The sequence below is a fragment of the Streptomyces sp. NPDC054783 genome, assembly GCF_053611725.1.
In genome coordinates, this window is the sequence record NZ_JBSHAY010000020.1 from 25979 (window position 1) to 43080 (window position 17102).

General features: G+C 70.3%; 16 protein-coding genes. 4 read left to right on the forward strand and 12 right to left on the reverse strand.

What is annotated here, in order from left to right; translation table 11 throughout:
• Positions 1–82: 82 nt before the first annotated feature.
• The gene (locus tag ACWGJ5_RS29505) at positions 83–1663 is read right to left on the reverse strand and encodes an MDR family MFS transporter (protein WP_453312691.1); all 1581 of its coding nucleotides are present in this window, start codon (positions 1661–1663) and stop codon (positions 83–85) included.
• A gap of 124 nt (positions 1664–1787) precedes the next feature.
• On the opposite strand from ACWGJ5_RS29505, the gene ACWGJ5_RS29510 reads away from it, so the two are divergent.
• Together ACWGJ5_RS29510 and ACWGJ5_RS29515 are read left to right on the forward strand one after the other, a co-directional pair.
• Positions 1788–2387, forward strand: a complete 600-nt coding sequence (locus ACWGJ5_RS29510; protein ID WP_453312692.1) for a TetR/AcrR family transcriptional regulator — start codon at positions 1788–1790, stop codon at positions 2385–2387.
• A 263-nt stretch (positions 2388–2650) separates the two neighbouring features.
• Complete coding sequence (locus ACWGJ5_RS29515) at positions 2651–3268, forward strand: HAD family acid phosphatase (RefSeq protein WP_453312693.1); 618 nt, start codon at positions 2651–2653, stop codon at positions 3266–3268.
• Between the two features lie 158 nt (positions 3269–3426).
• On the opposite strand, the gene ACWGJ5_RS29520 is transcribed toward ACWGJ5_RS29515, so the two are convergent.
• Complete coding sequence (locus tag ACWGJ5_RS29520) at positions 3427–5952, reverse strand: ATP-dependent Clp protease ATP-binding subunit (RefSeq protein ID WP_453312694.1); 2526 nt, start codon at positions 5950–5952, stop codon at positions 3427–3429.
• Positions 5953–6400: 448 nt separating this feature from the next.
• On the opposite strand from ACWGJ5_RS29520, the gene ACWGJ5_RS29525 reads away from it, so the two are divergent.
• On the forward strand, positions 6401–7042 hold the full coding sequence (locus tag ACWGJ5_RS29525) for an SCO3374 family protein (protein WP_453312695.1): 642 nt from the start codon (positions 6401–6403) through the stop codon (positions 7040–7042).
• Here the strand turns inward: ACWGJ5_RS29525 and ACWGJ5_RS29530 are convergent.
• The 10 genes from ACWGJ5_RS29530 to ACWGJ5_RS29575 all read right to left on the reverse strand — a co-directional run bounded on the left by ACWGJ5_RS29530 (position 7021) and on the right by ACWGJ5_RS29575 (position 15429).
• Complete coding sequence (locus ACWGJ5_RS29530; protein WP_023547675.1) at positions 7021–7356, reverse strand: histone-like nucleoid-structuring protein Lsr2; 336 nt, start codon at positions 7354–7356, stop codon at positions 7021–7023. The two genes, ACWGJ5_RS29525 and ACWGJ5_RS29530, sit on opposite strands and share 22 nt — an antisense overlap.
• Before the next feature lie 203 nt (positions 7357–7559).
• Positions 7560–8093 (reverse strand): amino-acid N-acetyltransferase, encoded by a 534-nt coding sequence (locus tag ACWGJ5_RS29535; protein WP_228624240.1) that lies wholly within the window; start codon positions 8091–8093, stop codon positions 7560–7562.
• A gap of 9 nt (positions 8094–8102) precedes the next feature.
• Positions 8103–8552, reverse strand: a complete 450-nt coding sequence (locus tag ACWGJ5_RS29540) for a BlaI/MecI/CopY family transcriptional regulator (protein WP_453312798.1) — start codon at positions 8550–8552, stop codon at positions 8103–8105.
• Positions 8553–8783: 231 nt separating this feature from the next.
• Complete coding sequence (locus tag ACWGJ5_RS29545) at positions 8784–8963, reverse strand: hypothetical protein (RefSeq protein WP_453312799.1); 180 nt, start codon at positions 8961–8963, stop codon at positions 8784–8786.
• A gap of 122 nt (positions 8964–9085) precedes the next feature.
• A complete protein-coding gene (locus tag ACWGJ5_RS29550; protein WP_453312800.1) occupies positions 9086–9757 on the reverse strand; it encodes a hypothetical protein in 672 nt (223 codons plus the stop codon).
• A gap of 219 nt (positions 9758–9976) precedes the next feature.
• Positions 9977–10774: a type III pantothenate kinase gene (locus ACWGJ5_RS29555; protein ID WP_031165090.1), complete on the reverse strand. Its 798-nt coding sequence runs from the start codon at positions 10772–10774 to the stop codon at positions 9977–9979.
• Positions 10775–10779: 5 nt separating this feature from the next.
• Positions 10780–11757: a carboxylating nicotinate-nucleotide diphosphorylase gene (gene nadC, locus ACWGJ5_RS29560; protein WP_453312696.1), complete on the reverse strand. Its 978-nt coding sequence runs from the start codon at positions 11755–11757 to the stop codon at positions 10780–10782.
• A 29-nt stretch (positions 11758–11786) separates the two neighbouring features.
• Positions 11787–13496, reverse strand: a complete 1710-nt coding sequence (locus tag ACWGJ5_RS29565; RefSeq protein WP_453312697.1) for an L-aspartate oxidase — start codon at positions 13494–13496, stop codon at positions 11787–11789.
• The gene (panC, locus tag ACWGJ5_RS29570) at positions 13493–14485 is read right to left on the reverse strand and encodes a pantoate--beta-alanine ligase (protein ID WP_453312698.1); all 993 of its coding nucleotides are present in this window, start codon (positions 14483–14485) and stop codon (positions 13493–13495) included. Before panC ends, ACWGJ5_RS29565 begins: the two co-directional genes overlap by 4 nt.
• Entirely contained in the window at positions 14482–15429 is a 948-nt protein-coding gene (locus ACWGJ5_RS29575) for a Rossmann-like and DUF2520 domain-containing protein (protein WP_453312699.1), read from the reverse strand. The genes panC and ACWGJ5_RS29575 overlap by 4 nt, the downstream gene beginning before the upstream one ends.
• Positions 15430–15694: 265 nt before the next feature.
• Between ACWGJ5_RS29575 and ACWGJ5_RS29580 the strand changes: the two genes are divergently transcribed.
• Complete coding sequence (locus ACWGJ5_RS29580; protein ID WP_453312700.1) at positions 15695–16876, forward strand: threonine aldolase family protein; 1182 nt, start codon at positions 15695–15697, stop codon at positions 16874–16876.
• The last annotated feature ends 226 nt before the right edge of the window (positions 16877–17102 follow it).

Genomic DNA, 17102 nt, shown 5'->3' on the forward strand with positions numbered 1-17102 from the left:
CGGGCAAAGAACAAGACCCCGGGGGCGGACACCGACCCGGGGTCTTCAGTTCAGGTGGAGCTCAAAGGGGCTCGGGCGGGGTTCAGACGGCCTCGACGACCTGCATCGGAGCCGCGTCCTCGCCGCTCTCCGCCGAAGGCTTCCCGCCCTTGAGCGGCACCTCCTTCACGAACAGCGCCGCGACCAGCACGATCACCGCGATCCCCGCGCCCAGCAGGAACGCCGAGTGCGTACCGGCGGACACCGCGTGCTGGTACGCCTCCCGCGCCACCGCGGGCAGCTGGTTCAGGTGCTTCGCGTCCAGCTGCGCGGACTTCTCGGTGATCTTGGAGCCCAGCGAGCCGGCCCGCTCGGCCATGACGTGCTGGACGCGGTTGTTGAACAGCGCGCCCATGATGGCCACACCGAAGGAGGAGCCGAGCGTACGGAAGAGGGTCGTGGACGAGGACGCGACGCCCATGTCCTTCATCTTCACGCTGTTCTGCGCCACCAGCATGGTGATCTGCATCAGGCAGCCCATCCCCAGCCCGAGCACGGCCATGTAGATGCCGGAGGTCAGCCGGGTCGTACCCGTGTCCATCAGCGACAGCAGATACAGCCCGACGATCATCAGCGCACCGCCGACGATCGGGAAGATCTTGTAGCGGCCGCTGTTGGTGGTGACCCGGCCCGCGACCATCGAGGTCACGAGCATCGCGCCGAGCATCGGCAGGAGCAGCAGACCGGAGTTGGTGGCGGAGGCGCCCTGTACCGACTGCTGGTAGAGCGGCAGGTAGAGCGTGGCGCCGAACATCACGAAGCCGGTGATGAAGCCGATGACGGACATCAGGGTGAAGTTGCGGCTGCGGAACATGTGCAGCGGCACGACCGGCTCGGCGGCCCTGGCCTGCCACCAGACGAACCCGATCAGCGCGACGACGCCGATGCTGGTCAGCTCCATGATCCGGGCGGAGGTCCAGGCGTACTGGGTGCCGCCCCAGGTGGTGACCAGCACGATCGCGGTGATGCCGACGGTCAGCAGCGCGACACCCAGGTAGTCGATGCGCGCCTTGGCCCGCTTCTTGGGCAGGTGCAGTACGGCGCTGACGAGGGCCAGGGCCACGACACCGAGCGGCAGGTTGATGTAGAAGGACCAGCGCCAGCCCCAGTTGTCGGTGATGGTGCCGCCGACCAGCGGGCCGCCGATCATCGCCAGCGCCATGACGCCGGCCATCATGCCGGTGTACTTGCCGCGCTCCCGCGGCGGGATCAGATCGCCGATGATCGCCATGACGCCGACCATCAGACCGCCGGCGCCCAGGCCCTGGATTGCCCGGAAGCCGATGAGCTCGCCCATGTTCTGGGCCATGCCGCTGAGCGCCGAGCCGATCAGGAAGATCACGATCGAGGTGAGGAACGAGCCCTTGCGCCCGAACATGTCACCGACCTTGCCCCAGATCGGGGTGGAGGCCGCGGTGGCCAGCGTGTAGCCGGTGACCACCCAGGACAGGTGTTCCAGACCGCCCAGCTCGCCCACGATCGTCGGCATCGCCGTACCCACGATCATGTTGTCGAGCATCGCGAGCATCATCGCGATCATGAGCGCGAGCAGGACCACCCGCACACTCTTGGGCTGTTTGCCCTCGGGTTTGCTTTCCATGACGCCTTCGACCGTGTCCGCCATCTCTTCCCATTCCCCCTACGGCGGCCACTTACTTGCCGCCCGGCTAGTTCACTACACTGGGAAAGTAGACCTGTCACTAGCCGGGCGTCAAGTAAGTTTCCGCGGGAGCGCAAGGAGTACGAGGATGGGCGTCACCATGGACGGCACCAAGCAGCAGCGCCGCGGCAACACCCGCCAGCGCATCCAGGACGTGGCGCTCGAACTCTTCGCGGAGCAGGGTTACGAGAAGACCTCCCTGCGCGAGATCGCCGAGCGTCTCGACGTCACGAAGGCAGCCCTGTACTACCACTTCAAGACGAAGGAAGAGATCATCGTCAGCCTCTTCGAGGATCTGACGAAACCGATCGGCGACCTGATCGAGTGGGGCCGCAGCCAGCCTCACACCCTGGAGACCAAGCAGGAGATGATGCGGCGTTACAGCCTCGTGCTGGCCGGCGCCGAACCGCTCTTCCGCTTCATGCACGACAACCAGGGCACGGTCCGGGACCTGCGCATCGGTGACATCTTCAAGGACCGGATGCGCGAACTGCGGGACATCCTCATCGACCCGGAAGCCGAACTCGTCGAGCAGGTGCGCTCGGTCAGCGCGATGTTCACCTTGCACGCGGGGATGTTCCTGATGCAGGACCTCGAAGGCGACTCCGAGAAGAGGCGCGAAGCCGTTCTCGAAGTCGCCCTGGACCTGGTCACTCAGGCACACCGGCACGCCGGCCGACAGGACTGACCCAGAGGACCTCGATCCCGGACAGCTGCGCGCACTGCGAGCACATGAAGTCCTGGCCGGCGTATGTGGCGGCACGGCGGCCGCCGGCCTGCGCAGGGCTCGCGGACGTACACGGGCCCGCAGGCCGTTGGCAGATGCAAATGTGACGCACACCTCTGACCACCTACCGTTCAGTAACCCTACGGTTCCCCTCGCGCCATCCTCACCTCAGATCATGCCCCTGACATTTCAGGTACACGTACAGACGTGAGAGGACCCCACCGATGACCAGACGCCCCTGGGCGCTCCGCATATCCGCAACCGCCGTCTCCGTGACCGCCCTGGCCGCGATGGCCGCCCCGGCCCAGGCGGCGGACGACACGGCGACGGCCGGCAGCTCTGCCGCCAAGGTCGACTACGCCACCTGGCAGAAGGACTGCCAGGCCGTGATGGACCAGGCCCTGCCGTACGTGAAGGAGCGGATCGACGACGCGAAGCCGGGCGAGAAGCAGGCCATCGTCTTCGACATCGACAACACCACGCTGGAGACCGACTTCGGCTTCCGCTACCCTCAGCCGGCCAACAAGCCCGTCCTGAACGTCGCGAAGTACGCCCAGGAGCACGGCGTCTCGCTGTTCTTCGTCACGGCCCGCCCCGGCATCATCTACCTGCCCACCGAGTACAACCTCGAGTACGACGGCTACGACGTCTCCGGCCTCTATGTGCGCGGCCTGTTCGACCTGTTCAAGGATGTCGCCGCCTACAAGACCGCCCAGCGCGTCGACATCGAGAACAAGGGCTACACCATCATCGCGAACATCGGCAACAGCGCCACCGACCTCTCCGGCGGCCATGCCGAGAAGACCTTCAAACTCCCGGACTACAACGGGCAGTTGTCCTGACGCGAGGCCGACTCGCCGGGCTGGGCTCCATCCGTACTTCTGGCCGTCGTGCGGCCACGGGGGCGGCGGATGGAGCCTGAAAGGGCCGCCGGGCACAGCAAAGGGGCCGGTGCCCAAAAGGCACCGGCCCCTTTCAACTCGGCGGATTGGCCGAAGGCTTACGCCTCCTTGCTCAGGTTGGGACCAGCCCCACCCGCAGCCTGCTCGATCGGCGGGACGTCCGGCAGCGCCGACTTCTCCTCGCCACGGAAGGTGAAGGTCTGGGCGTCGCCCTCGCCCTCGGTGTCCACGACCACGATGTGACCGGGACGCAGCTCACCGAAGAGGATCTTCTCCGAGAGCGTGTCCTCGACCTCGCGCTGGATCGTGCGGCGCAGCGGACGCGCGCCCAGCACCGGGTCGTAACCCTTCTTCGCCAGCAGTTCCTTGGCGGACTGGGAGAGCTCGATGCCCATGTCCCGGTCCTTCAGGCGCTCGTCCACCTTGCTGATCATCAGGTCGACGATCCGCAGGATGTCCTCCTGCGTCAGCTGCGGGAAGACGACCACGTCGTCGACGCGGTTGAGGAACTCGGGGCGGAAGTGCTGCTTGAGCTCGTCCGACACCTTGTTCTTCATGCGCTCGTAGTTGGTCTTCGTGTCGCCCGCGGCGGCGAAGCCCAGGTTGAAGCCCTTGGAGATGTCCCGGGTGCCGAGGTTGGTCGTCATGATGATGACCGTGTTCTTGAAGTCCACGACCCGGCCCTGGGAGTCGGTCAGGCGACCGTCCTCCAGGATCTGCAGCAGCGAGTTGAAGATGTCCGGGTGGGCCTTCTCGACCTCGTCGAAGAGGACGACGGAGAACGGCTTGCGGCGGACCTTCTCGGTCAGCTGACCGCCCTCTTCGTAGCCCACGTATCCGGGGGGCGAACCGAAGAGACGCGACACCGTGTGCTTCTCGCTGAACTCCGACATGTCGAGGGAGATCAGCGCGTCCTCGTCGCCGAAGAGGAACTCGGCGAGCGCCTTGGACAGCTCGGTCTTACCGACACCGGACGGGCCGGCGAAGATGAACGAACCACCCGGACGCTTCGGGTCCTTCAGACCTGCGCGCGTACGGCGGATCGCCTTCGACAACGCCTTGACGGCGTCGACCTGGCCGATGACCCGCTTGTGGAGCTCGTCCTCCATGCGCAGCAGGCGGGAGGACTCCTCCTCGGTCAGCTTGAAGACCGGGATGCCGGTGGCCGTGGCGAGGACCTCGGCGATCAGCTCGCCGTCGACCTCGGCGACGACGTCCATGTCGCCGGCCTTCCACTCCTTCTCCCGCTTGGCCTTGGCAGCGAGGAGCTGCTTCTCCTTGTCGCGCAGGGAGGCGGCCTTCTCGAAGTCCTGCGAGTCGATCGCGGACTCCTTGTCCCGGCGGACGGCGGCGATCTTCTCGTCGAACTCACGCAGGTCCGGCGGAGCGGTCATCCGGCGGATGCGCATCCGGGAACCGGCCTCGTCGATCAGGTCGATCGCCTTGTCCGGCAGGAAGCGGTCGGAGATGTACCGGTCGGCCAGGGTGGCCGCCTGGACGAGGGCCTCGTCCGTGATGGAGACGCGGTGGTGCGCCTCGTACCGGTCACGCAGGCCCTTGAGGATCTCGATCGTGTGCGGCAGGGACGGCTCGGCGACCTGGATGGGCTGGAAGCGGCGCTCCAGGGCCGCGTCCTTCTCCAGGTGCTTGCGGTACTCGTCCAGGGTGGTCGCACCGATGGTCTGCAGCTCGCCGCGGGCCAGCATCGGCTTGAGGATGCTCGCCGCGTCGATGGCGCCCTCGGCGGCACCCGCACCGACCAGCGTGTGCAGCTCGTCGATGAACAGGATGATGTCGCCGCGGGTGCGGATCTCCTTGAGCACCTTCTTCAGGCGCTCCTCGAAGTCACCGCGGTAGCGGGAGCCGGCGACCAGGGCGCCGAGGTCCAGCGTGTAGAGGTGCTTGTCCTTGAGCGTCTCGGGCACCTCGCCCTTGACGATGGCCTGGGCGAGGCCCTCGACGACGGCGGTCTTGCCGACGCCGGGCTCACCGATCAGCACCGGGTTGTTCTTGGTACGGCGGGACAGCACCTGCATGACCCGCTCGATCTCCTTCTCGCGCCCGATGACCGGGTCGAGCTTGGACTCACGAGCGGCCTGGGTGAGGTTCCGGCCGAACTGGTCCAGGACGAGAGAGGTCGAGGGGGTCCCCTCGGCCGGGCCGCCCGCGGTGGCGGTCTCCTTGCCCTGGTAACCGGAGAGCAGCTGGATGACCTGCTGCCGCACCCGGTTGAGGTCTGCGCCCAGCTTGACCAGGACCTGGGCGGCGACGCCCTCGCCCTCACGGATCAGGCCGAGCAGGATGTGCTCCGTGCCGATGTAGTTGTGGCCCAGCTGAAGGGCCTCGCGGAGCGACAGCTCCAGGACCTTCTTGGCACGGGGGGTGAAGGGGATGTGCCCGGACGGGGCCTGCTGGCCCTGACCGATGATCTCCTCCACCTGCTGGCGGACCGCCTCAAGCGAAATGCCGAGGCTCTCCAGGGCCTTAGCGGCGACACCTTCGCCCTCGTGGATGAGACCCAGGAGGATGTGCTCGGTGCCGATGTAGTTGTGGTTGAGCATCCGGGCTTCTTCCTGAGCCAGGACGACAACCCGCCGCGCGCGGTCGGTGAACCTCTCGAACATCGTTAATCGCTCCTCAGAGCGGTCAGGCAGTGGGGGGAACTTCCCCTCCCTGTCCTTCCGCAGCTTAGTCCCGCAAGCGGGGACCGCTCATTCCAACTGCCGACACCGTCGATGGCCTCCTGACCCCTGACGCCGACATCTACTCCAACCCGATGGTGCGAGACGATGTTCCCGCAGGCCAGGCAGTTACCCCCATCGCCAGTACGCCGATGGCGAACGTGAGACGGGACGTCCTGCGTGTCGCCCCCTCCCACTAGGGATGTCTTACCCGCTGGGACTGACACTCCATGCGGCGCACACCGGTTCACTCCGCTATGGGCGAACAACCTTGCGCCTCCCCGCACCCCCGCGCGCCCCCTCTTTCGCCACTCTGCGCGATCGATGTGAAACCCAGCGTAACCTGCCGGCCGCTCCGGCGGTTGCCTTTGGCATGGTCGGCTCGGTCTCCATGGCCTCAACAGTCCCCCTTCCCCGTCGCCCGCTGGATCCGGACGTGCCGGACACCGGTGATCTGCCGGACGGCCCGGATGCCCGGGTCCGGCACTGGTATGAGAACGATCTGGGCTGGGCGACAGTGCCCGGACGGCCGCTGCGGCTGCTCACCGGGGTGCGGTTCGACGTCCTGGACGTGCCGGCCGAGGCGGGCGCGGGGGCGCTCCGGCATCTCGCGCCGAGCTCTCCGGTGGCCCTTCGGGGCGACCGGATGCAGCTGCCGGTGGCCGCGGGCAGCGCGGAGGAGCTTCCGGGGTTGCTGGACTGGCTGGAGTGGAGCTCCGTGGCCCTCGACCTGCGGGTCCTGGGGACTGGCGAGGCGATGGAGGCACCGGTCCCACCGCTGAGCGCGGCCGGAGGGGACGGGTGGCCAGGGTCGGTGCAGGGGGCCGCCGTGTGGCTGCGGCCCCCTGGGCCCGGAGGCGAGGTCGAGGCCTCGCTGCCGGCGATGCCGGCCATGGGGCGCGAAAGGAGCGCCCCCGATCTCGTACGACTGCTGGACACGGTGGCAGCACAGTGCCACCGGGTCCGGCTGCGGCGCCCGCGCGCGGGACTGCCGTCCGCCTGTCTGCGGGATCAGCCGTTGGCCTTCTCGTAGGCCTCGCGAATGGACGCGGGAACACGACCGCGGTCGTTGACCTCGTAACCGTTCTCCTTCGCCCAGGCGCGGATCGCCGCGGTGTCCTGGCTGCCGCCGGAAGCGGCACGCGCCTTTCCGCGTCCGCCCGATGCACGGCCACCGGTGCGGCGGCCGCCCTTCACATAGGGGTCGAGAAGGCCACGCAGCTTGTCCGCATTCGTGGTCGTGAGATCGATCTCGTACGTCTTGCCGTCCAGCGCGAACGTCACGGTCTCGTCCGCCTCGCCGCCGTCGAGGTCGTCGACAAGAAGGACCTGAACCTTCTGTGCCACCGGATTTCCTTTCATCGATAACGTTGAGGACCAGGGGTGTGCGGCGTCCGCCGTTTCGCCGCCCCTGTTATATGCAGTACTGCAGTACGTCGGAAAGCAAACCGCTTTTGCCGGAAAAACACAAACCCCTGGGAGAGGGCCGACGGACCGGCCCCGTCCGGAAACATGCGCGTTTCGGACATAGGGCACCTGGGCAATGACGATCACAGATGCAGAAGCATCCGGCTGTTGCCCAAGGTGTTCGGTTTCACTCGTTCGAGACCCAGGAACTCCGCGACGCCCTCGTCATAGGAACGCAACAGCTCCGCGTACACATCGGTGTCGACCGGTGTCTCCCCGATCTCCACGAAGCCGTGCTTCCCGAAGAAGTCCACTTCGAAGGTGAGGCAGAAAACCCGGCGAACGCCGAGCCAGCGCGCGGTCTGCAGCAACTTCTCCAGCAACTGATGGCCGACGCCGGCGCCCTTGAGGCCGGGCTTCACCGCGAGAGTGCGGACTTCCGCGAGGTCCTCCCACATGACGTGCAGCGCACCGCAGCCGACCACGTCGGCGTTGTCGTCACGTTCCGCGACCCAGAACTCCTGGATGTCCTCGTAAAGCGTGACCGTGGCTTTGTCGAGCAGGATGCGGTCGCGGACGTAGGCGTCGAGGAGGCGGCGTACGGCCGGGACATCGCTGGTCCGGGCGCGCCGGACCGTGATGGCTTTTGCGGAGACTTCGGGACGCTCTGCTGACATGAGCGGACGCTATCGCCCGTCCGCGTCCGGTGCCGAGCCGGGGTTCTCCTCTTCCCGGGCTTCGGGTGCTTGCTGTTCCGGGGCTTCCTGTTGCGCGGCTTCCTGTTGCCGCACTTCCGGGGCCTGAACGGTTTCCGGGACCTGGACGATGCGTACGGCGTCCCGGAGAGCCTGGCGCTGTTCCTCGCTCATCATCCCGAAGAAGGCGACAAGAGCGGCGGCCGGGTTGTCGCTCTGCGACCAGGCGTCGTTCATGAGGGCGGCGGCGTACGCAGCTCGCGTGGAGACGGCCTCATATCGATAGGCCCGCCCTTCCGCCTCGCGGCGCACCCAGCCCTTCTGATGGAGATTGTCCAAAACGGTCATCACGGTGGTGTACGCGATCGAGCGTTCCTGCTGGAGGTCTTCCAGGACTTCTCGAACGGTCACCGGGCGGTTCCACTTCCACACCCGCGTCATGACCGCGTCTTCGAGTTCTCCCAATGGGCGAGGCACAGCTCAGAACAATAGTGGGAGATCCGGTCAATGGCGTGCCGGACGTGCACTAAAACCATGAACACGAACAAAAAGGGCGTACGACACGAAGTCGTACCGCGACAGCTCACCGCGACGGCGCGAGCAGGCAGGCAGGTGCACGGAAGGAGGTGGTGCGACGCCGGGCGGCGCGTGAGCGAGGCCTGACGGGCAGACTCAGGCGTCGCCGCCGGCGGAGACCTTGCGCACGCTCTCCGCGCGAGCGAGGGCGGCATCGACGGCCGCGTCCTCCTTGGCCTTGGCGGCCCCGCCCTGGGTCTTCACGATCACCCTGACCAGACCGATGAAGAACACGGCCATCACGACCGGAGGCACGAGCGCGGAGACGTAGTCCATGCCCTCCAGAGTAGCCACGGGGCGACACCCGGAAGGTTCGGGGTGCGCACGCACCACCCGACCGTGACAGGCGTAGGGATGGTGCGGGCGGGAAAACGGTTCCGGCCGCGTGCCGGAGTTGGTCAGCCGGCGGCCAGTTGGCGGGTCTCGGCCGGGCTCGCCGGCGGCGTGGGCTTGCGGCGCGGGAAGACCTCGCCCGGCGTCGGAATGGGCCGCTTCGGCGCCGTCGGCTCCGTGCCGGGGCGCTCCCCGGGCGTCGGTGCGGGCTTCGGCGCCGGTTTCTGCGAAGGCTTCTGAACGGGCTTCTGCGGCTCTCCGGGCCGTTCCTGGGCCTGGCACGCCATGGAGGCTCCTCCGCCGCCCGGAAGGGCCGGCAGGCGGGTGCGGGAGGGCGGTACGGCGGGTGCCGGCACCTTGCGCGAGCCCTGCGCGAACCGGGCCCGTACGTCGTGCTCCGCCAGCACCTGGCAACGGTCCAGCAGCGCCGCCGCCACCGGGTTGCCGCGCAGCGCCCGCAGCGCGGCAAGATCGTCCGGCGTCGGGCGGTGCCCGGCGCCCAGCGCCTCCTCCAGGAGGGTGAGGTAGCCGGCGGCGGTACCCGGCAGCGCCGCCCGGTACCGGCCGAGGTCGGCCACCAGGAAAGCGCGCAGTCTCGCCCCCTCGCGCTGCGCCTCGTCGAGCGACTCGGCGAGCCGGTAGCAGTCCTTGACGTCCTCGGCGGACGCTTGGCCGGGGTGAAGGGCGAGGGCGAGGGCGCGGCGGAGCACGCGCAGCTCCTCCGCGCCGAACGCCATGCCGCCGCGGGATCCGTATGGCGTGGGCATGCGGCGACGCTACCGCTAATCGGACAAAAGTGACGGATCGGGATGATTTTCGATCGCGTGTCGCTCCCGGTTTCCCTCGACCGGGGCTACGGCACGCGTGCGTGGAGCGGCAGGACCACGGAGAACCAAGGGGAAACCGGGCGGGAAAACGGGTGGGAGAACCGGCGCCCCGCACGGGCGCCGGTCACCTCACAGCCGCGACACGTTCCGCTCGTACACCAGCCGCAGCCCGATCAGCGTCAGCCACGGCTGGTGCTCGTCGATCACCGAGGACTCCCCCAGCACCATCGGCGCGAGCCCGCCCGTGGCGATCACCGTCACGTCGTCCGGGTCGTCGGCGAGCTCCCGCGCCATCCGGCTGACGACCCCGTCGACCTGCCCCGCGAAGCCGTACACGATGCCGGCCTGCATGGCCTCCACCGTGTTCTTGCCGATCACGCTGCGCGGCCGGGCCACCTCGATCTTCCGCAGCTGCGCGCCCTTGACGCCGAGCGCCTCCACGGAGATCTCGATCCCGGGCGCGATGACCCCGCCGACGTACTCCCCACGCGCGGAGACCGCGTCGAACGTGGTCGCCGTACCGAAGTCGACCACGATCGCCGGGCCGCCGTACAGGTCGACGGCCGCGACCGCGTTGATGATCCGGTCCGCGCCGACCTCCTTGGGGTTGTCGGTGAGGATCGGCACACCCGTCTTCACGCCCGGCTCGACCAGGACGGCGGGGACGTCGCCGTAGTAGCGCCGGGTGACCTCGCGCAGCTCGTGCAGCACCGACGGGACGGTCGCGCAGATCGCGATGCCGTCGATGCCGTCGCCCAGCTCCTCGCCGAGCAGGGGGTGCATGCCCATCAGGCCCTGGAGCAGCACCGCCAGCTCGTCCGCCGTGCGGCGCGCGTCCGTGGAGATACGCCAGTGCTCGACGATGTCCTCGCCGTCGAACAGGCCGAGGACGGTGTGCGTGTTGCCGACGTCGATCGTGAGGAGCATCGCCGTTACTCCGCCTCGCGCAGGTCGAGGCCGATGTCCAGGATCGGCGAGGAGTGGGTGAGCGCGCCGACGGCCAGGAAGTCCACACCCGTGTCGGCGTACACGCGCGCGACGTCGAGCGTGAGCCGGCCGGAGGCCTCCAGCAGGGCCCGGCCGCGGACGATCCCGACGGCCTCCGCGCACTCGTCGGGCGTGAAGTTGTCCAGCAGGATCAGGTCCGCGCCCGCCTCGACGACCTCGCGCAGCTGGTGCAGGGTGTCGACCTCGACCTCGATCGGCACCTCCGGGAAGGCCTCCCGTACGGCCTTGAAGGCCTGGGCGACGCCGCCGGCGGCGACCACGTGGTTGTCCTTCACCAGGGCCGCGTCGGACAGCGACATGCGGTGGTTGACGCCGCCGCCGCAGCGGACGGCGAACTTCTCCAGCGAGCGCAGTCCCGGGGTCGTCTTGCGGGTGTCGCGGACCTTGGTCTTCGTGCCCTCCAGCGCGTCCGCCCACGCGCGCGTGGCGGTCGCGATGCCGGACAGGCGGCACAGGATGTTCAGCGCGCTGCGCTCGGCCGTCAGCAGGTCACGCGTGCGCGTGGTGACCGACAGCAGCTGCTGCCCGGCCTCGACGCGGTCGCCGTCCTCGACGTGCCGCTCGACCTCGAACTCGTCCGTGCAGACCACGGAGAGCACGGCCTCGGCCACCCTGAGGCCCGCCACGACGCCCGCCTCGCGCGCGGTGAAGTCGCCGGTGGCGGTGGCGCCCTCCGGGATGGTCGAGACGGTCGTCACGTCCACGCCGCCGTCCAGGTCCTCCTGGATGGCCACGTTGGCGATGTCCTCGACCTCGATCGGGTCGAGCCCGGCGGCGGCCAGCAGCTCGGCGAGCGCGGGGTCGAGCCCGCTCTCCAGGTACTCCTCGTCGCCGTCCGCGCCACAGGCACAGCCGTCGCCGCAGCCACCGGTGGGGGCGAGGGGAAGGTCGTCGGTGCTCACGTCTGTCACTGCTCCTGAGGCGCTGGGTGTTACCGGGTAGGGGGGAAGTCTGCGGTGTCGGTGGTGTGCACGGCCAGCGACCGGTCGGGGTTCAGCCGTACGACGATGTGGCGACGCCAGTCGGTGTCGTCGCGCTCGGCGCGGTCCTCGCGCCAGTGGCAGCCACGGGTCTCCTCGCGCAGCCGCGCCGCGGCGACCAGGACGCGGGCGACGCACAGGAGGTTGGTGGCCTCCCAGGTGTCGACGCCGGGCTCGGCGGTCTTGCCGTTCTCCTCGAGGGCGTCGCGGGCGTCCGTGTGCAGCCGCTGCAGCTGTTCGGCGGCCCGGGCGAGGGACTGCTCCGAGCGCAGCACGCCGGCTCCCTCGGTCATGATCCTCTGGATGGCGAACCGGGTCTCGGGGGCGAGCAGCGGGTGCGCGGGCGTCTCGGGGTGCTCGACCGGTACGGGCACGCGCGTGTGGAGGCCGTTCTCCGCCCGCGCGGCCGTGATGTCGACGGCGATCCGCTCGGCGTAGACGAGGCCTTCGAGGAGGCTGTTGGAGGCGAGCCGGTTGGCGCCGTGCACACCGGTGCAGGCGACCTCGCCGCACGCGTACAGGCCGGGCACGGTCGTACGGCCCCGGGCGTCGGTGCGCACGCCTCCGGAGGCGTAGTGGGCGGCCGGGGCGATCGGGATGGGCTCCGTGAGCGGGTCGATGCCGTTGGCGCGGCAGGCGGCCAGGATGGTCGGGAAACGGTTCTCCCACATCTCGGCGCCGAAGTGCCGGGCGTCGAGGTACATGTGCTCGGCGCCCTGCTCCAGCATCCGCCGCAGGATGCCCTTGGCGACGATGTCCCGGGGCGCCAGCTCGGCCAGCTCGTGCTGCCCGACCATGAAGCGCACCCCGTCTGCGTCGACCAGGTGGGCGCCCTCGCCGCGCACCGCCTCGGAGACCAGCGGCTGCTGGCCCTCGGCGTCCGGGCCGAGGAACAGCACGGTCGGGTGGAACTGCACGAACTCCAGGTCGGAGACCTGCGCGCCCGCGCGCAGCGCCAGCGCCACGCCGTCGCCGGTCGACACCGACGGGTTGGTGGTCGCGGAGAACACCTGGCCCATGCCGCCGGTCGCGAGCACCACCGCGGGGGCGTGCACGGCGCCCACGCCGTCGTGCTGGCCCTCACCCATCACGTGCAGCGTCACGCCCGCCGTACGGCCGTCGGCGTCGGTCAGCAGGTCCAGAACGAGCGCGTTCTCGATGGTGTGCAGCCCACGCGCACGTACCGCCTCCACGAGCGCCCGGGACACCTCCGCGCCGGTCGCGTCGCCACCCGCGTGCGCGATCCGGCGCCGGTGGTGGCCGCCCTCGCGGGTGAGGTGGATGTCGCCTTCGTCGTCGGTGTCGAAGTGGGCACCGGTGGAGATCAGCCGCCGTACGGCGTCGGGGCCCTCGGTGACGAGGATCCGTACGGCCTCCTCGTCGCACAGGCCCGCGCCGGCCACCAGGGTGTCCTCCAGGTGCTGCTCGGGCGTGTCGCCCTCGCCGAGGGCGGCCGCGATGCCGCCCTGGGCCCACCGCGTGGAGCCGTCGTCCAGGCGGGCCTTGGTGACGACGACCGTCGTCAGGCCGGCGGCCTTGCACCGCAGGGCCGCGGTCAGGCCCGCCACGCCGGAGCCGACGACGACCACGTCCGCGGAGATGGCCCAGCCGGGGGCGGGCGCGTGCAGTCGTATGCCAGTGCTGGTGCCTGTGCTGGTCACGAGGCGGCTCCAAAGGTCAAGGGGAGATTGTCGATCAGCCGGGTCGTACCGACCCGGGCGGCGACGGCGAGGACGGCCTCGCCGGTGAAGCCGTCGCCGATCTCGGTGAAGTCGGACGGGTCGACGAGCGCCAGATAGTCCAGTTCGAGCGGCGGGGCGAGCCGGGCGGCCTCGTCCAGCACCTGGCGGGCGGCCGCGCGGACGGCGGCAGGGCCGCCCGGGGACGCCGTGGCGACGGCGTGCGCGTCGGCGGCCGCGCGGGACTCCCCGAGGGCGCTCAGCGCCTCGGCACGCGCGTGCGTGGAAGGCACTTCGCGGGCACGCGCGCGCAGCGCCTCCTGTGCGGCGTGCCGGTCCCCGCCCGCGAACAGCGCACGGGACAGCGCGAGCGCGGTACGGCGCTCCTCCAGCGAGAGGTAGCGGTTGCGGCTGGACAGGGCGAGCCCGTCCTCCTCGCGCACGGTCGGTACGGCGACGATCTCGACGCCGAAGTTCAGGTCCCGCACCATGCGCCGGATCAGGGCCAGCTGCTGGGCGTCCTTCTGGCCGTAGAGGGCCACGTCGGGACGGGTGAGGTGGAGCAGCTTGGCGACGACGGTCAGCATGCCGTCGAAGTGGCCGGGCCGCGAGGCGCCCTCCAGGCGTTCGCCCATGGGGCCGGCGGTGATCCGGACCTGGGGGGCGCCGCCGGGGTAGACCTCGTCCGCGGAGGGCGCGAACACCGCATCCGCACCGGCCTGTTCGGCGATCTTCAGGTCGGCGTCGAGGGTGCGCGGGTAGCGGTCCAGGTCCTCGCCGGCACCGAACTGCAGCGGGTTGACGAAGACGGTGACGACGACCTCGCCGTCCGGGCCGGCGATCTCGCGCGCGGTGCGGATCAGGGTGGCGTGGCCGTCGTGCAGGGCACCCATGGTCATCACGACGGCGCGGCGGCCGCGGCGCACGCGCGCGTGGAGCTCGCCGGCGGTGCTCAGCAGGACGGTGGTCATCGGTCGTTCCCCTCGGTGCCGTGAGTGCCGTTCGTGCCGTCGGTGCCGTCGGCCAGCACGCCGAGCAGGTCCTCGGCGAGTTCGGGCTTCAGCAGGCCGTGCGCGAGAGCCCGGTCGGCGGTCGCACGGGCCATCGCGACGTAGCCCGCGACGGTCTGCGGGGCGTGCCGGCGCAGCTCGGCGATGTGGGCGGCGACCGTGCCGGCGTCGCCGCGCGCGACGGGCCCGGTGAGCGCCGCGTCGCCCGAGCGCAGCGCGTTGTCCAGGGCGGCGCCGAGCAGCGGGCCGAGCATCCGGTCGGGCGCCTCGACGCCCGCGGTGCGCAGCAGTTCCATGGACTGGGCGACCAGGGTCACCAGGTGGTTGGCGCCGAGCGCGAGAGCCGCGTGGTAGAGCGGGCGGTTCTGCTCGCTGATCCACTCCGGCTCGCCGCCCATCTCGATCACGAGGGCCTGGGCGGCCAGGCGCAGCTCCTCGGGCGCGGTGACGCCGAAGGAGCAGCCGGCGAGCCGCTGGACGTCCACGGGGGTGCCGGTGAAGGTCATCGCCGGGTGCAGGGCCATCGGCAGCGCGCCCGCGCGCAGGGCCGGGTCGAGCACCCTCGCGCCGTACCGCCCGGAGGTGTGCACGAGCAGCTGGCCGGGCCGTACCGCGCCGGTCTCGGCGAGACCGGTGACCAGGCCGGGCAGGACGTCGTCGGGGACGGTGAGCAGCACCAGGTCGGCGCGCCGCAGGACCTCTGCGGGCGGCACCAGCGGCACGTCCGGGAGCATGGTCTCGGCGCGCCGCCGGGAGGCGTCGGAGACGCCGGAGACGGCCACCGGGCGATGCCCGGCGAGCTGGAGGGACGCGGCGAGCGCGGGGCCCACGCGGCCGGCGCCGACGACGCCGACGGTGAGCCGCGCAGGGCGGTCCTTGAGGTCTTGCTGGTGGACTGTACTCACGCGACCGCGGCCTTCCCGTTCCAGTCCGCTCTGGGTACCGGACGATTTCTCGTCATGTTAACGCTATCTCGGTCCGGCGCCGATTGGTTGTCCACAGGCTGTGGGTTACGCCACGTGTACAGCCCGCAGTCGCGCGTCCACGCGCGTGCCGACCGTACGCGTCCAACGCGCCTGCCTGCCGTACTTCCGCCCGCGCGGCGTCGACACGCGTGCGTGCGCCGAAATCCGGCTGCCCGCCCGGGCTCCCACGCGGCATGATCCGTCCATGACTGAGACGGCGGAACCGGGCGACGAGCGGCAGGCGGAGCAGTCCGGGCAGGAGCGGATGCGGGAGCGGCGCCGGGTCGCCTTCGCGAAGGCGGAGCGCGTGCTGTCGCGCCCGGGCCCGCGGCGCACCATCCGGGAGCGGCTGGCGGCGCTCCAGGAAGCGGCACCCGAGGTGTACGACCTGGACCAGCCCACGGACATATACGGCAACGGGATCGTGGCGGACCTGGAGGAACGGGTCGCGGCCCTGCTCGGCACGGAGACCGCCGCGTTCTTCCCGACCGGCACGATGGCACAGCAGGTGGCGCTGCGCTGCTGGGCGGGCCGCACCGGCAACCGTGCGGTCGCCCTGCACGCCCTGTCCCACCCGGAGGTGCACGAACGGCACGCGTTCAGCGAGGTCAGCGGGTTGCGTCCGGTGCGCGTGACCAGTGAGCCCCGGCTGCCCACCGCCACCGAGATACGCGACTTCGACGAGCCCTTCGGCGCGCTGATGCTGGAACTGCCCCTCCGGGACGCCGGTTTCGTGCTGCCCGCCTGGGAGGAGCTGACCGAGGTCGTCGAGGCCGCGCGGGAGCGCGACGCGGTGGTGCACTTCGACGGCGCGCGCCTGTGGGAGTGCACGGTCCACTTCGGCCGGCCCCTCGAGGAGATCGCGGGCCTGGCGGACAGCGTCTACGTATCGTTCTACAAGTCCCTCGACGGCTTTGGCGGCGCCGCGCTGGCCGGCCCGAAGACGCTGGTGGATGAGGCGAAGACGTGGCGGCACCGGTACGGCGGCATGGTCTTCCAGCAGTTCCCCACCGCGCTGTCGGCGCTCGTCGGCCTGGAGCGCGAGCTGCCCCGGCTGCCGGACTATGTCCGGCACACGCGCGTGGTCGCCGCCGCGCTGCGGGAGGGTTTCGCCGCGGCAGGCGTCCCGTGGGCGCGCGTGCACCCCGGGGAACCGCACACCCACGACTTCCAGGTCTGGCTGCCGTACGACCCGGACGTCCTGATGGAGGCGGCGGTGCGCCAGGCCGAGGAGACGGGGACGTTCCTCTTCTCCGGATACTGGGACCGCGGCGCGCCGGGGGTGTCCTTCACCGAGGTCGCCGTGCGCTCGCAGGGCCTTGAGTGGACCGCGGACGACGTACGGGCGGCCGTCGCCGAGTTCGTAGAGCGCCTGCCCACGGGGTGATCACAAGGCGCGGGGGCGCAGCCACCGGCGCAGGGCGTACCGCACGCGCCCGTGCGCCGGACGCCCGGCGACGACCGCGTGGAATCGCCGGTGGTCGCGCGCTGACGGACCTCACCGCGGCCGGGCGTCAGCCGTGATCGCGGGGCAGCCGGCCGGGCCCGAGTCAGCCGCGATCGCGAGGGAACAGCGACCCCGCTGGGCCGGCTGCCTCCGCGGGCCGTGGATC